The 14928-nt window shown below is 66.1% G+C and carries 11 protein-coding genes, 1 tRNA gene and 1 pseudogene; 9 read left to right on the forward strand and 4 right to left on the reverse strand.

Features of this window, described 5'->3' with window-relative positions; all coding sequences use genetic code 11:
* Positions 1-146: 146 nt before the first annotated feature.
* Positions 147-812, reverse strand: a complete 666-nt coding sequence (locus ACWGRX_RS26535) for a GntR family transcriptional regulator (protein ID WP_452120002.1) — start codon at positions 810-812, stop codon at positions 147-149.
* 110 nt (positions 813-922) lie between these two features.
* Between ACWGRX_RS26535 and ACWGRX_RS26540 the strand changes: the two genes are divergently transcribed.
* Both ACWGRX_RS26540 and ACWGRX_RS26545 read left to right on the forward strand, forming a co-directional pair.
* Entirely contained in the window at positions 923-4333 is a 3411-nt protein-coding gene (locus tag ACWGRX_RS26540) for a molybdopterin-dependent oxidoreductase (RefSeq protein WP_452120003.1), read from the forward strand.
* Between the two features lie 38 nt (positions 4334-4371).
* On the forward strand, positions 4372-5811 hold the full coding sequence (locus ACWGRX_RS26545) for a short-chain fatty acid transporter (protein WP_452120004.1): 1440 nt from the start codon (positions 4372-4374) through the stop codon (positions 5809-5811).
* Positions 5812-6090: 279 nt separating this feature from the next.
* Here ACWGRX_RS26545 and ACWGRX_RS26550 read toward each other — a convergent pair whose 3' ends face one another.
* Both ACWGRX_RS26550 and ACWGRX_RS26555 read right to left on the reverse strand, forming a co-directional pair.
* On the reverse strand, positions 6091-6720 hold the full coding sequence (locus ACWGRX_RS26550) for a LysR substrate-binding domain-containing protein (protein ID WP_452120010.1): 630 nt from the start codon (positions 6718-6720) through the stop codon (positions 6091-6093).
* 156 nt (positions 6721-6876) lie between these two features.
* Positions 6877-7005: pseudogene (locus tag ACWGRX_RS26555) on the reverse strand (helix-turn-helix domain-containing protein); the annotation flags it as partial.
* A 119-nt stretch (positions 7006-7124) separates the two neighbouring features.
* Between ACWGRX_RS26555 and ACWGRX_RS26560 the strand changes: the two are divergent.
* The 7 genes from ACWGRX_RS26560 to ACWGRX_RS26590 all read left to right on the forward strand — a co-directional run bounded on the left by ACWGRX_RS26560 (position 7125) and on the right by ACWGRX_RS26590 (position 14409).
* Entirely contained in the window at positions 7125-8957 is a 1833-nt protein-coding gene (locus ACWGRX_RS26560) for a CocE/NonD family hydrolase (protein WP_452120005.1), read from the forward strand.
* A gap of 84 nt (positions 8958-9041) precedes the next feature.
* Positions 9042-9737, forward strand: a complete 696-nt coding sequence (locus ACWGRX_RS26565; RefSeq protein WP_452120006.1) for an ABC transporter substrate-binding protein — start codon at positions 9042-9044, stop codon at positions 9735-9737.
* An 11-nt stretch (positions 9738-9748) separates the two neighbouring features.
* Complete coding sequence (locus ACWGRX_RS26570; protein ID WP_452120011.1) at positions 9749-10591, forward strand: ABC transporter substrate-binding protein; 843 nt, start codon at positions 9749-9751, stop codon at positions 10589-10591.
* A gap of 35 nt (positions 10592-10626) precedes the next feature.
* Positions 10627-11544, forward strand: coding sequence for an ABC transporter permease (locus ACWGRX_RS26575; RefSeq protein WP_452120007.1), 918 nt, complete (start codon positions 10627-10629; stop codon positions 11542-11544).
* Positions 11541-12419, forward strand: coding sequence for an ABC transporter permease (locus ACWGRX_RS26580; RefSeq protein ID WP_291640362.1), 879 nt, complete (start codon positions 11541-11543; stop codon positions 12417-12419). Before ACWGRX_RS26575 ends, ACWGRX_RS26580 begins: the two co-directional genes overlap by 4 nt.
* Positions 12416-13450, forward strand: a complete 1035-nt coding sequence (locus ACWGRX_RS26585) for an ABC transporter ATP-binding protein (protein WP_452120008.1) — start codon at positions 12416-12418, stop codon at positions 13448-13450. The genes ACWGRX_RS26580 and ACWGRX_RS26585 overlap by 4 nt, the downstream gene beginning before the upstream one ends.
* On the forward strand, positions 13447-14409 hold the full coding sequence (locus ACWGRX_RS26590) for an oligopeptide/dipeptide ABC transporter ATP-binding protein (RefSeq protein ID WP_452120009.1): 963 nt from the start codon (positions 13447-13449) through the stop codon (positions 14407-14409). Before ACWGRX_RS26585 ends, ACWGRX_RS26590 begins: the two co-directional genes overlap by 4 nt.
* Before the next feature lie 291 nt (positions 14410-14700).
* Here ACWGRX_RS26590 and ACWGRX_RS26595 read toward each other — a convergent pair.
* A tRNA-Met gene (locus ACWGRX_RS26595) sits at positions 14701-14777 on the reverse strand.
* Between the last annotated feature and the right edge of the window lie 151 nt (positions 14778-14928).

A 14928-nucleotide genomic window follows, 5' to 3' on the forward strand; every position in this document is an offset into this window, starting at 1 on the left:
CCCCGATCGGGGCCCTTGCCATATCCGCCGCTCCACGACGCCAGTGGCCTACTTTTGCTCCGCCACCCTGGCCTGGAATCCGACCGCCGTTGACAGACTTCCTGGCGGTTTCCCGGAACCTTGAGAACCGGCGAGAATCATCGTGGCTAGCCTTGAGCGCTTCTCAGCGCGACAGCCTCGGTGAAAATCGGCTCCCAAGCCATGATATGGCCGGTCATCAACGCCTCTGCCTCGTCTTCGAGACGCAGCTTGATGATCTCGATGATGCGGTAGTGCTCCGGCACTGACGCCTTCTGCCGTTCAAGGCCGTGCTGCGATCGGATTCCATATAGGCGCATCCTGTCGCGCAGGCGCAGGACGATATCGGCCAGCACTTCGTTGCCCGCTAGCGCCAACAATTCGGCATGGAAAGCCCGGTCGGCGGCGAGATAGCGGGGCACGTCCCCCGTTTCGACCGAGTCAGCGATGGCATCGGCCTGTGCCTGCAACTCCGAAAGGTCTCCGGCCCCCATTCTGACCAGTTTACGAAAAGCAGAGGCCTCCAGCTGCGTGCGGACCTCGAAAATGCCGCGCAGTTCGTCGATCGAGGGGTCGACGACGCGAAAGCCGCGATTACGCATCGGTTGGAGCAGCCCGTCCGCGGTAAGCTGGAGCAAGGCCTCGCGGATCGGCGTCGTCGAGATCCCGAGCGTGCGCGCCAGCGAGGGCACCGAACAGACCGTGCCCGGCGGCATCTCGCCCGAGACGATCGCGATCCGCAACTGATCGACGACCTGTTCGCGCAGATTGGCGTCTCCCGAGATCAGCTGCATCCGTTCCCCACCTTGCGCCGAACAGTCTGCGCTCTCTGCCATGAGCACCCCGGATATGGCGAGTCGCATCTCTGACTTGAAGTAGCGCGTCACGCGTAATACACTACCTCATGTCCGATATGCGGAATGCCGAGATCAAAGAAGGCTATTGCACCCTGTGCCGCTCCCGCTGTGGCTCGCTGAACCATGTGTTGGACGGGCGCCTCGTCGCGGTTTCGCCGAACCCTACCCATCCCACCGGGGCGGCACTCTGTGCCAAGGGCCGGGCGGCGCCCGAGCTGATCGAAAGCCCGCTGCGGCTGACCAGGCCACTAAAGCGCACCACACCGCGCGGCGCCGATTCGCCGGGCTGGGTCGAGATCGAGTGGTCGGAGGCGCTCGACACGATCGCTAAGCGGCTCGGCACGATTCGCCGTGAAACGGGGGCGGAGACGGTCGCCTTCGCGGTGACCACGCCGAGTGGCACGCCCATGGTCGACAGCTTCGAATGGGTCGAGCGCTTCATCCGCTGCTTCGGCAGCCCCAATCTGATCTATGCCGTCGAGATCTGCGGCTGGCACAAGGATTATGCCCAGGCCCTGACCTATGGCCGCGGCATCGGCGCTGCCGATTACGACAATGCCGACGCCATCGTGCTCTGGGGCCACAACCCGACGCGGACCTGGCTGGCGCAGGCAACCCGCATAGCCGAGGCCCGCAAGCGCGGCGCGATCGTCGCGGTGGTCGATCCCAAGCGCGGCGGCGCTGGCGAGAGCGCCGATCTCTGGCTTGGCATCCGCCCGGGCGCCGACGGGGCGCTCGCCATGGGCGCGATCCGCCATCTCCTGATCAACCGCAGCTATGACGACGTCTTCGTCCGGCAATGGACGAATGCGCCGATGCTGGTCGATCTCGCGACGGGGCGCCTGCTTCGGGCGGGCGATCTCTGGCCGGACCGCGCGGCTGACGCCTTCGTGCTGCTGCGCCCGGATGGTTCGCCTGTGGCCTATGACACCCGCGAGGCGCTGATGCGGCCGCAGGACATCGTCCTAGACGGCGAAGCGACGCTGCAGGGCGTGGACGGCCGGGCGATCGCCTGCGCCACCGTGATGCGGCTCCTGGCGCGCGAGGCTGCCGCCTTCACGCCCGAGCACGTCGCCGGGATCACCGGTCTCGCGACCGATGACCTCGCCCGCTTCTATGGCCTGTTCGCGGGCTCGCCGCGGCTCGCCTATCATTCCTGGACCGGCGTCGGCCAGCACTCCAATGCGACGATGATCGAGCGCGCCATCGGCACGCTCTATGCGCTGACCGGCGCGAGCGACCGTATCGGCGGCAATGTCTGGACGAGCCCGCCGCCGTTCCGCGCAGTGAATGACTATGCGCTGCTGCCGGAGACACAGCGCCGCAAGGCGCTCGGCCTCGCTGAGCTGCCACTCGGCCCGCCGGCCAAGGGCTGGATTACCGCGCGCGATTTCTGCCGGTCGGTGCTCGAAGGCGAGCCTTACCGCGTCAGGGCGCTGATGAGCTTCGGCACCAATTTCGTGGTGTCACAGAGCGATTCCGCGCGCAATCGCGCGGCACTGCAGGCACTCGAGTTCCATGTCCATGTCGACATGTTCATGAACCCGACCGCCGAGCAGGCCGACATCGTCCTGCCGGCGAGCATGCCCTGGGAGCGCGAGGCGCTCCGGCTCGGCTTCGAGATCACGCAGGCGGCGGTCGAGCACATCCAATTGCGCCAGGCTATGGTGCCGCCGCGCGGCGATGTCCGGGCCGATTACGACATAGCCTTCGACCTGGCTTGCCGCCTCGGTCACGCCGAGGCCTTCTTCGGCGGTTCGATCGAAGCCGGCTGGAACCACCAGCTCGAGCCGCTTGGGCTGAACGTTGCGCAATTACGGAAAGCGCCGGGCGGCATCCGCGTGCCGCAGCCCAATCCGGAACGCAAATACACTGTGGTTCGCAAGGAGGGCTGCGTCACCGGTTTCCCGACCGCGAGCCGCCGCGTCGAGATCTATTCTGAACAGCTGCTCGCACTGGGCCACCCGGCTTTACCGCGACATGTCGAGCCGGCGAGCGCGGAAGGGCGCCCGGCCGAATTGCCATTGCTGCTCTCGACCGCAAAATCCGGCTGGTTCGTCCACTCATCGCACCGACATGTCGCCTCGCTCAGGCGCAAGGCGCCTGACCCGTCGGTCGAACTCAGCCCGGCAGACGCGCAGGCACGCGGCATCACCGCCGGCGATTGGGTGATCATTCGCACGCATGATGGCGAGGCGCGCTTAAGGGCGAAGCTGGACCCGACCTTGCCGACCGGAACCGTGATCGCCGAGTTCGGCTGGTGGCAGGCCTGCACTCCGCTGGGGCGCTCCGGTGGAGCAATCACAGGCGCGGCGACATGCAATATCAACGCGATCCTGTCGGACCGCGACCGTGACCCGATCAGCGGTTCGGTGCCGCTGCGGGCGGTGGCCTGCGAGATCGCCCGGGACGAGGCCGCCTCGCACGGCTGGTGGGCTGGCGAGCGCGCCTTCCGCGTAGCCGCGCGCCGTCGCGAAGCGAGCGACGTCCTCGCTTTCAGCCTGGTGCCTCTCGATGGCAAACCGCTACCCGGCTTCTTGCCCGGGCAGCATGTCCAGGTGACCGAGCCCGAGACGGGGTTGTCGCGCAGCTATTCATTGACCGGGCCGACCGAGAACCCGGCCGAATACGAAATCGCGGTGCGCCGCATCGCGGCAGGTGGCGACGGCACGCCGCCCGGCCGGATGTCGACGCGCCTGCATGAACTCGCCTCGGGCAATATCGTCACCTTGCAGCCGCCTGCGGGAATTTTTACCCCGCCTTTGACCGGCGATCGCCCTGTGATCCTGGTCGCGGCTGGTGTCGGCATCACGCCCTTCATCGGCTATCTCGCGGCGCTTGCGCGGATCGCGCCGGAGCAGCGTCCACCCTCCGTCGAGCTCGTCTATATCTGCCGCAACGGAGCCGAGCAGCCTTTCGGCGACTGGCTGCGGATGATCGCCGCCCGAATCCCGGAGCTGCGGGTGCTCCGCGCCTTCACCCGGCCACGGCCGCAGGATCGGCTCGGCCGCGATTTTGACCATGCCGGCCGGCCGGACATCGCAGAGCTCGGCCTCGCGCCTGGAACGCGCCAGCCGCTCGCCTATCTCTGCGGGCCCGACGGCTTCGTCACCGACACCAGGGCCGCTTTGGCCAGCACCGGACTGCCGGGCTTTGACGTGTTCAGCGAGGTCTTCGTCTCGCAGATCGAGATACCCTCGAATCTGGCGCCGCGCCGCATCGTGCTGGAGCGCAGCGGGACATCCTTCGACTGGTCGGCGCAATCAGGCAGCCTGCTCGATGCCGCCGAGGCGGCCGGGCTGTCGCTGCCGAGCGGCTGCCGCAGCGGCCAATGCGAGAGCTGCCGCCTGCGTGTCGTCTCCGGCACCGCCAGCCATCTCTCGCCCTATGACGGCGAACCCGACGATTGCCTGACCTGCTGTGCGGTGCCGCTCAGCGACCTCGTTCTCGACGCCTGAAGCAGACCAACGGCGGCAAACCGCCATAAGAGGGGACAATGACAGATTCGATCCTGAACGAACGCGCGGCGGCGCCGCGTGAAGGCGTCCTCGTGCGCCTGTCGCAGAGCATGGTGGCCTTTTCCGAACGCTGGTTCCCGGACGCCTATATCTTCGTTCTGCTGGCGACGGTGGCGGTGGCGCTGGCGGCGATCGCGCATGGCGGTTCGCCGGTCGCGGTCAGCACCGCCTTCGGTGAAGGTTTCTGGAGCATCATTCCGTTCACCATGCAGATGGCGCTCGTCGCCATCGGCGGCTACATCGTCGCGCTGTCGCCGCCTGTCGCGGCGCTGATGCGCCGGGCCGCCGCCGTGCCGACGACTGGCCGCGGCGCCGTCGTCTTCGTCGGCGTGGTCAGCATCCTGCTCTCGCTGGTCAACTGGGGCGTCAGCCTGATCTTCTCCGGCCTGCTGGTGCGCGAGATCGCGCGGCGCAGCGACATCCGCCTCGACTATCGCGCAGCTGGTGCAGCCGGCTATCTCGGGCTCGGCTTCGGCTTCACGCTCGGCATCAGCTCCTCGGCGGCGCAATTGCAGGCCAATCCGGCGAGTATCCCGCCCTCGCTGATGCCGATCACCGGGGTGATCAGTTTCTACGAGACGATCCTGACCTGGCAGAACCTCTTGGTGATCGTGGTCGGCACGCTGCTTTCAGCGGCGATCTGCTACTACACCACCCCGTCCGACGCGGCGGCCAAGACCGCCGCCGATCTCGGCGTCGATCTCACCGACGTCAAAGCCGAGCAGAAGCCGACCCGGCCGGGCGACTATCTCGAATTCAGCCCGCTCCTAACGATCCTGATCGTCGTGCTGGCGGCCGGCTGGTTCTACGAGACCTTCAAGTCCGGCAACCCGTTGATCACCATGTCGGGCCTCAACACCTACAACTTCGTCTTCCTGCTCGTCGGTGCCCTGCTGCACTGGCGGCCGCGCAGCTTCCTCGTCAGCTTCTCGCAGGCCATGCCGAGCGTCGCCGGCGTGCTGCTGCAGTTCCCGTTCTATGGCGGCATCGCCTACATGCTGACCCGGGTGAAGGCCGAAGGCGCCTCGCTCTCCGACACGATCGCGCACTGGTTCGTCAGCCTCGCCAGCGATGCCAGCGTGTTCTCCTTCATCGTCGGCATCTATTCGGCGATCCTCGGCTTCTTCATCCCCTCTGCCGGCGGCAAGTGGATCATCGAGGCGCCCTACATCATGAAGGCCGCCAACGAAATCGGCGCGCATCTCGGCTGGACGGTGATGGTCTACAATATCGCCGAGACCTTGCCGAACTTCATCAACCCGTTCTGGATGCTGCCGCTCCTCGGCGTGCTCAAGCTGAAGTCGAAGGACCTGATCGGCTACACATCGATGCAGTTCTTCATCCACTTCCCGGTGGTCATGCTGCTCGCGGTCGCGCTGATGCACACCTTCACTTACCGCGCGCCGGTCATCCCTTAGGCGTCCAATTCTATGGCGGGAAATCCATAGCTGGCCATCAGCCACCGTCTCAGACTGCTGCAAAGCTTGGCGGTTCCGATCGCCGAGCCTTCAGCCTCGGCCTGAGGTTGTCAGGGAATCCGCACAAGCGGCGATACAAGCCGGTCAGGCAGCTTGATGCACCGCTCGGTATCGGCCCTGCGCCAAGAGCTGGCGTTGGGCCATGGTCAATGAGCGGACATTCAATCCGGCGCCCGGCCAATCGGCCGGGTTATCATCTCGAATCTCTGCTTCGGCTGCTTAACCGAACGACGTCCTGATCGCGCTCCAAAGTGCTTTCGCCTGCTCCGCGATCGCTCCCGAAAGCTCCCGAGCCAAGCGCGAACGGCTTTGCCAGGCGGGAAAAACGAAACCGTAGCGCAGCTCGATAGCAGGCCGGAAGGGCCGGAAGGCCAGGCCGGGCGCTCCGCTCGAATGAGCGACGAAGGGGTCCGCGACGCAACAGCCGAGGCCGCGCGCTGCGAGCTGGCATGCAATCATGCCGCTCTGCGTCTCGAAGCGCGATTCGGGCGTAACTCCGGCCTCGTCCGCCTGGCGTTCTATCTCTTTCTGGATCAGCGAGCGGCGGTGGGTCGCGATGAAGCTGGTCTTGGCGAGGTCCGCGACCGTGACCGCCTCCAGCCGCGCCAGCGGGTGACAGTCCGCCATGGCGGCCACAGCTTCGATACGCAAGAATTCTTCGGTTTCGAAGCCGGCATGGCTGATCGGGAGAACGGTGACAGCGAGATCGAAGTGCTCCTGGCCGAGCCAGCTGTCGATATCGATGCGGACGCGTGAATCGACGCTAGCCGTGAAGCGTGGGTCGCTTCGGGAAAGCTTGGCCACGGCATCGATGACGATGGCCTCGGCGACATGCGGCGCGGCGAGCACGCGGATGTGGTGGCGCCCGCCACGACGCAGCTGGGCGGCGAAGCGTTCAAGTCCGTCATGTCCCTGCAGCAGCCGCTCCGCATGCTGGTAGAACTCGCGGCCTTCGGCGGTCAGGCTCAGGCGCTTGTTCTGCCGATCGAACAGCTGGAAGCCGAGCTCGCTCTCGAGCGCACTGAGCAGTCGCCCGATCTGCGGCTGGGTGCGGCCGAGCCTTGCCGCGGCCCGCGATACGGTGCCTGTCTCGACGAAGGCCCTCAGGGCCTCCAATCCCCGCAGCGCCGCCATCCGATCTATTTAATATGCGAATTAAGCATGATGTTCTCTTTATTACGCATTTGACGCATATGTCGAGGGTTTGCGACGCTCGAATTTCGAAGTGGAACGGTTTGAGACGGGCAACTTTCATGGCGAGCGAGAATGCGGCCTGGCGCGTGACCCCGCAGGCCTATCTGAAGGACCGCAAGCGCTCCTATGGCGTGTCGAAGAAGCCGTTCTCGCAGTATGTGACGATGCCGGATGGCTGCCGGCTCGCGGTCGATGTCTATCTTCCGCAGACGCCGGAGGGAGTGGCTGCCGAGGGACCGTTCCCGGCGATCACCATCTTCACCCCCTATTACCGCCGGTTCGCACTGGCCGATTGGAGCAAGGGCGACGAGGTCACGCCCGGCTCATTCCGCTATCGCGACAATTTCGTACCTGCCGGCTACGCGCTGGTCGTCATCGACGTGCGCGGTACGGGAGCGAGCTTCGGAACGCGCGACAGCTTCCGTTCGCCGCGCGAGCGCGAGGATTGCCGCGCCATCGCCGACTGGATCGTGGCGCAGCCCTGGTCGAACGGCGCGATCGGCGCGACCGGCGTATCCTATCTCGGCGCGGCGGCGGACTTCCTGGCCAGCACGGGCCACGAGGCCGTGAAGGCGATCGCACCGCTTTTCGCGGTCTGGGACACCTATTCGGACCATTACTATCCGGGCGGCATCCTCCTGAAGGAACTGGCGCGGGTCTATGACGACCTGATGATCGCAATGGATCACGACCGGCGCGACCTGTTGAAGAACATCTCCTACTACGCCAACCCGAATTATGCCGGCCCGCAGCCGGTGGACGAGGACGCGGACGGGGCGCTCTGCCGGCAGGCGATCACCGAGCATATCGGTAATTTCCACATGCCGGACTTCATCACCGAGTTCAAATTCAAGGGCGACACGCTGCCCTATGACCCGGAGTTCACCTCGGCCAAGTTCAGTCCCTACGGTTTCTACGAGGGCATCGATCCCGATGTCGCAGTCTATTCGGTCTCAGGCTGGATGGACGGCGCGGGCTATGCCAACGGCTCGATCAGCCGCTTCCTGACACTGCCGAACGCCAAGCGGCATCTCCTGCTTGGTCCCTGGGACCATGGTGCGCGCATCGACTGCTCGCCCTGGCGGCCGAAGGTCGAGCCGGACTTTCCCGTCGTCGGCGAGGTGCTGCGCTTCTTCGACGAGTACCTCATGGGCCTCGACACCGGTCTCCGCGACGAGGCGCCGATCCATTACTACACCATGCATGAGGAAGCCTGGCAGGAGGCCGCGTCCTGGCCGCCGGTCGAGACCAGCGAGACGCTGCATCTCGACGAAGGCGCGCGCCTCTCGCCGCAGGCCGGCGCCGCGGGGGTGGACGACTACCAGGTCGATTTCGGCAAGGGCACCGGCGGCCAGACCCGCTATGAGCGCATCGCCGCGATCGATAGCCGCGATTATTACATCGATTGGCAGGGCCGGGACGAGGCGATGCTGCGCTACGATTCCGCTCCGCTGGAGCGGGACTGGCAAGTGTCCGGCCATGTGATCGCCGACCTGCGGGTGGCGTCGAACGAGCCGGACGCCGCGGTCTTCGTCTATCTCTCTGAGGTCGAGGCGGACGGCATGGTCCGTTACGTCACCGAAGGGCTGCTGCGGGCGCTGCATCGCAAGGAAAGCGAGTGCCCGGCGGAGCATCGCACCAGCTGGCCGTTCCGCAGCTTCACGCGAGCCGATGCCGCGCCGATGCCGATCGGCGAGCCGCAGCGCCTGCATTTCGCGCTGCTGCCGACGTCATGGACCTTCAGGGCAGGGAGCCGCATCCGCATCGCGATCGCAGGCGCCGATGCCGACCATTGCGGGCAGGTGCCGCATGGCCGCCCGCCGAAGCTGACACTGCATCGCGGCGGCGCATGGAATTCGACAATCCGATTGCCGGTGAGACGCGCGGTCTGAGAAGGTCGCAAGCGATCATTCCCGGCCATGAGGAGAGGGCCGGGAGTGGAGACTGATCCTGAAACGGGACGGAGGGGAACGATGATGACGACTCGGAGCATGGCGGCCGCGTTGACTGTCGCGGCAGCGCTCGGCCTCGGTGCCGGCACCGCCCAGGCCGGCAAGGCGGACGACACGCTGGTCTTCGCCTCGGCCAGCGAGGTCGACACGGTCGATCTCTACTACCAGAATCTACGCGAGGTCGTGATCATCGCACAGCAGATGTGCGACACGCTGATGTATCGCGATCCGATCAAGGGCGAATACAAGCCGCTGCTCTCGACCGGCTATCGCTGGATCGACGACAAGACGCTTGAGTTCAAGCTGCGCAAGGGACTGAAGTTCTCGAACGGCAAGGAGCTGACGGCTGCCGACGTCGCCTACACCTACAACCATGCCCGCCAGCCGGACAGCGGCGTGGTTACCCGGCTGCTGGTGGACTGGATCGACAATGTCGAGGCGCCCAGCACCGACACGGTGATCTTCAAGGCCAAGGCGCCCACGCCTGCTGCGATCGAGTATTTCTCGGGCATCACGCCGATCTATCCCGAGGGGCACTACGACAAGGCGCCGACCGTCAACACCGGCGGTAAGCCGCGGCGCGATTGGGGAGCGGTCCAGCCGGTCTGCATCGGCCCCTATAATCTCAAGGAGTTCAAGTCCGGCTCCTCGGTGACATTGGTCAAGAACGACGCCTATTTCGCCGACAGCCGAAGGGCAAGCCGGCGATTGGCACGCTGATCTACAAGACCATCCCCGACACCGACACGCAGCTCGCCGAACTCGTTACCGGCGGCCTCGACTGGATCTGGGGCGTGCCGTCCGAGAACGCCAAGCAGCTTGCCGCAATGCCGAACGTCACGGTCAAGGCCGCGCCGACGACGCGCATGTCGTTCCTCTCGCTCGACGCGGTCGGCCGCTCCGGCGACAATCCGATGAAGGATGTCCGCGTCCGCCGCGCGATGTTCCACGCCATCGACCGGGCGGCGATCTCGCGTGATCTCGTCGGCGACGGCTCCGAGGTGCTGCGCTTCATGTGCGACGCACGCCAGTTCGGCTGCGACGCCAAGACCGAGGAATATGCCTACGATCCCGCCAAGGCCAAGGCGCTGCTGAAAGAGGCCGGGCATCCCGACGGCTTCACCATCCCGATCTACGCTTATCGCGACCGGCCCTATACCGAGGCGGTGATGAACTATCTGCGTGCGGTCGGCATCAAGACCGACTTGCGCTATCTGCAGTGGCGCGCGCTGCGGCCGATCCTGCAGGAAGGCAAGGCCGAGGTGGCCCATCTGAGCTGGGGTTCGCAGGGCGTGCTCGACGCCTCGGCCTCGGTCAGCAACTATTTCAAGTTCAGCACCGATGACTATGCCCGTGACGAGCAGGTGCGCGACTGGCTCCAGGCGGCGGACACGACTGTCGATCCGGAGAAGCGCAAGGAACTGTACGGCAAGGCGCTCGCCCGCATCAACGAGCAGGCCTACATGGTGCCGCTGTTCAGCTACGGCCGGACCTACGCCTTCAACGCCGAACTCGACCTGCCGGTGACGCCGGACGAGCTGGCCCACTTCTACCTGGCACGCTGGAAGAAGTGAGCAGGAAAGCGGTCGCCGCCGACTGATCGAACATCATGTTACGTTTTCTCGCGCGGCGACTGCTCGTCACCCTGCTGGTGATCGCCTGCACCTCGGTGCTCGCCTTTTCGCTCGTCCATCTCTCCGGCGATCCCGCCGCAGCGATGGCGGGCGAGGGGGCTTCTCCGGCCGATGTGGAATCGATCCGCCGGCTCTACGGTTTCGACCAACCGATCCACACGCAGTACTTCGCCTGGATCGGCAAGATCCTGACCGGCGATTTCGGCCGGTCCTTCTATCTGCGCCAGTCCGTGACCACCGTGCTCGCAGAGCACGCCCCGGTCACCGCCAAGCTCGGCCTGTCGGCACTGGTCTTCGCGCTGCTGCTCTCCATCCCGCTCGGAATCCTCGCTGGCCTCCATCGTGATACGGCGCTGGACCGTTTCGCGCTCGGTCTGGCGGTTGCCGGGCAGGCGCTGCCTTCATTCCTGTTCGCGCTGCTCTTGATCTACATCTTCGGCGTGCAGCTGCGCTGGCTGCCGATTTCCGGCTCGGCGACATGGCTGCATTTCGTGCTGCCCTCGGTGACACTGGGTTATTACGCCGCTCCCGCACTCATGCGACTGACGCGCTCGGGCATGATCGACGTCATGCAGTCCGACCATGTCCGCACGGCGCGGGCCTATGGGCTTCCGGCTTGGCGCGTGGTGCTGCTTCATGCACTGCGCAGTGCCATCATCCCGGTCGTCTCGCTGGCGGCGGTGCAGCTTGGCTTCATGCTCGGCGGCTCGATCGTCGTCGAGACGGTCTTCTCGCTGAAAGGGCTCGGACTCCTTGCCTGGCAATCGATCCAGCGCTCCGACATCGAGGTGATCCAGGCCATCCTGCTGCTGATCGCTCTGACCTATGCGCTGCTGACATTGCTGGCGGACCTGCTCAACGCCCTGATCGATCCGAGGATCCGCATCTCATGACGGCGGCGACACTCACCACGATGAGCCCCCGCCGGCTCGCTTTGCACCGCCTGCTGCGGCATGGCAGCTTCTGGTTGGGAGGTGGTGCGATCCTGCTGATCCTGCTCGTCGCACTCGTCGGGCCGCTGTTCACGCTTGATCCCGTCGCACAGAATCTCGGCGCCCGCCTCGTCCCGCCGGTGTGGGATGTGCGCGGCAGCTGGGCGCATCCGCTCGGCACCGACCAGCTTGGACGCGACCTGCTGGCGCGCCTCGTCGACGGCGCCCGCATCTCGATGTTCATCGGCATCGCGACGGTGCTGGTCTCGGGGCTGATCGGCACGGCGATGGGCATGGCCGCCGGCTATTTCGGCGGCCGGGTCGATCTCGTCATCAACTTCCTGATCACGATCCGGCTGACGCTTCCTGTCGTGCTGGTTGCGCTCGTCGTGGTCGCGGTCGTCGGCTCCTCGCTGAGCGTGCTCGTCGTGGTGATCGGGCTCCTGCTCTGGGACCGGTTCGCGGTGGTGACCCGCAGCGCGACGCAGCGGCTGGCGCATAGCGACTTCGTCATCGCGGCGCGCGCCATCGGCTCCTCGACGCCGCGCATCCTGCTGGTCGAGATCCTGCCCAACATCGTCGGCCCGCTGATCGTGGTCGCGACCGTCGAGGTCGCGCATGCGGTGCTGCTCGAGGCCGCGCTCTCCTTCCTCGGCCTCGGGGTCAAGCCGCCGCTCGCCTCCTGGGGGCTGATGGTGGCGGAATCGAAGAACCAGCTGCTGTTCCGGCCCTGGCTGATCGCGATTCCCGGCGTCGCGCTGGTAACGCTGGTGCTGGCGATCAACCTGCTAGGCGACGCGTTGCGCGACGTCGTCGCCCCGGAGGGCCGGGCATGAGCACTCCCAGGGAGAGCGCGCTGATCGAGCTCGAGGACCTGAAGATCACGATCCCGACCGCGCAGGGGCGCGTGCTGCAGCCGGTGCGCGGCATCGCGCTGTCGGTCGCGCGGGGCGAAACGCTGGCGATCGTCGGCGAATCCGGCTGCGGCAAGAGCCTCACCGCGCTGTCGCTGATGGGGCTCGTGCCGAAGCCGGGCCGGGTCGAGGCGGCCCGGCTGAACTTCGACGGGCAGCCGCTGATCGGGCTGCGTGAGACGGAATGGCGCAAGCTGCGCGGACCGCGCATCGCGATGATCTTCCAGGACCCGATGACCTCGCTGGATCCCTGCTACACGATCGGCAGCCAGATGACCGAGGTGATGCGCACGCATCTGCGCATCGGACAGAAGGAGGCGCGGGAGCGGGCGGTTTCGCTGCTGGCCCGGGTCGGCATCCCGTCGCCGGCGGCCAGGCTCGAACAATACCCCCACCAACTTTCCGGTGGCCTGCGCCAGCGTGTTATGATCGCCATGGCGCTGTCCTGTGATCCGGACCTGATCATCGCCGACGAGCCGACGACGGCGCTCGACGTCACCACCCAGGCACAGATCCTCGGGCTGCTGGCGAAGCTACAGGCGGAGACCGGCGTCGGCATCGTCCTGATCACGCATGATCTCGGCGTAGTCGCGACGATGGCCCACCGCGTCGCGGTGATGTATGCCGGCCAAGTGGTCGAGACCGGCGAGACCTCAGCCATCCTGACCGCGTCGGCGCATCCCTATACCGAGGGCCTGCTGCAGGCGATTCCAACGCCGGGACGCACCGCGCGCGGCGCACTGCTGGGGTCGATACCGGGGATCGTGCCACCGCCGACAGGCGAGGTGAAAAGCTGCCTGTTCATGGAACGTTGCCCCTATGCGCGGCCGGTCTGCGCCGTCCCGGTGCCGCTCGTGCTGCAGGATAGCGACCGTGCGCTACGCTGCGTCCGGTCAGTGGCGGAGCGGGCCGGCGAACCGGGTTTCGAGGAGCGGGGCGAGGTGGTGTCGTGAGCGCGCAGGCCGCACTGAGCATCGTCGGCGGGACGCGCGACTACGCCGTCGCTTTCCATGGCGAAAGACGCACCCTGCGGGCGTTGCGCGGCATCGATCTCGAGGTCCAGCAGGGCGAGGTCGTCGCGATCGTCGGCGAATCCGGCTGCGGCAAGACCACGCTGTCGCGGCTGATGCTGGGCATCGAGGCGCCGAGCAGCGGTTCCGTCACCGTGGCGGGGAAGCCGATCGCGTCCTATCACCGGATCGAGCGAGCGGGGCTGATCCAGCCGGTCTTCCAGGATCCCTATTCCTCGCTCAATCCGCGCCAGACGCTGGGCAGCATCATCGCGGCACCGCTCGTCGTCCGCGGCGAGGGCAATGCCCGCAGCCGGCAGGCCGCCGTGGCCGAGATGATGCAGGCGGTCGGTCTACCGCCGCATCTGCTCAACGCCTATCCGAGCCAGATCTCGGGCGGGCAGCGCCAGCGCGTCGCCATCGCACGCGCGCTGATCGCACAGCCGCGTATCCTGATCTGCGACGAGCCGACTTCGGCGCTCGACGTTTCCGTGCAGTCGCAGATCATCAACCTGATCGGCACGCTGCAGAAGAAGCTCGGCCTCACGGTTCTGCTGATCAGCCACAACCTCGCCGTGGTCTATCATATGGCGGAGCGGGTGGCGGTGATGTATCTCGGCACCCTGGTCGAGACCGGCCGGACGGAGGAGCTGTTCGCGCGGCCCCGCCATCCCTATACACGCTCGCTGCTCGACGCAGTCCTGCCGCCGACGCCGGGGCGACGCCCCGACTGGTCGGAGGCGATCGCCGAGCCGCCGAATCCTGTCGACCCGCCGCCCGGCTGTCCGTTCAACCCACGCTGCCCGCGGGCGAGCGATCTCTGCCGCACGCAGATGCCGGAGGCGACCGGGACCGCGGGCGGAATGTTCCGCTGTCACCACCCGTTCGAAGCGGCAGCGTGACGCCTCGCCGGAAAGAGAATGCGATCAAGCAGCGTGAAACTGGCTCGGCGTCGCAAGACGGTGCCGAGCGCTTCCGTAATCTGCGCGCAGAAGATCACGAAGCTCTCAACCACTCCGAAGAACGGCCCGAGTTGGCAAGCGCTGCGGCTGCCGATCGGAAAGATCGTGCTGACGCCGTGGTCACGGCGCGACGAGATCGGTACGATCCCTGACTGGGCGCGACGGCAACCTGTTGAAAGGCGACAAAAACAAACACTCCCGGAGCGGAGCTCTCGGGAGTGTTTGTCTCAGTGGTTGCGGGGGCAGGATTTGAACCTACGACCTTCAGGTTATGAGCCTGACGAGCTACCGGGCTGCTCCACCCCGCGTCAAACCAGTCACGCGGCAACCGAAATCGTCATCGGCAGCAGCGTTCTGAATTTCATCATTGTTTAGAGGGATATCCTTGACAGGCCCGGCGACGACCTACTCTCCCGGGTCTTGAGACACAGTACCATCAGCGCTGAGGAGTTTAACGGC

It is taken from the genome of Allobosea sp. NPDC055594 (assembly GCF_053618995.1).

Excerpts from the sequence above, each read along its gene's own strand:
- ACWGRX_RS26545 (WP_452120004.1), top strand. The coding sequence starts at position 4,372 with ATGACAGATTCGATCCTGAACGAACGCGCGGCGGCGCCGCGTGAAGGC.
- ACWGRX_RS26535 (WP_452120002.1), bottom strand. The coding sequence starts at position 812 with ATGCAGCTGATCTCGGGAGACGCCAATCTGCGCGAACAGGTCGTCGAT.
- ACWGRX_RS26575 (WP_452120007.1), top strand. The coding sequence starts at position 10,627 with ATGTTACGTTTTCTCGCGCGGCGACTGCTCGTCACCCTGCTGGTGATC.
- ACWGRX_RS26585 (WP_452120008.1), top strand. The coding sequence starts at position 12,416 with ATGAGCACTCCCAGGGAGAGCGCGCTGATCGAGCTCGAGGACCTGAAG.
- ACWGRX_RS26560 (WP_452120005.1), top strand. The coding sequence starts at position 7,125 with ATGGCGAGCGAGAATGCGGCCTGGCGCGTGACCCCGCAGGCCTATCTG.
- ACWGRX_RS26565 (WP_452120006.1), top strand. The coding sequence starts at position 9,042 with ATGACGACTCGGAGCATGGCGGCCGCGTTGACTGTCGCGGCAGCGCTC.
- ACWGRX_RS26540 (WP_452120003.1), top strand. The coding sequence starts at position 923 with ATGTCCGATATGCGGAATGCCGAGATCAAAGAAGGCTATTGCACCCTG.
- ACWGRX_RS26580 (WP_291640362.1), top strand. The coding sequence starts at position 11,541 with ATGACGGCGGCGACACTCACCACGATGAGCCCCCGCCGGCTCGCTTTG.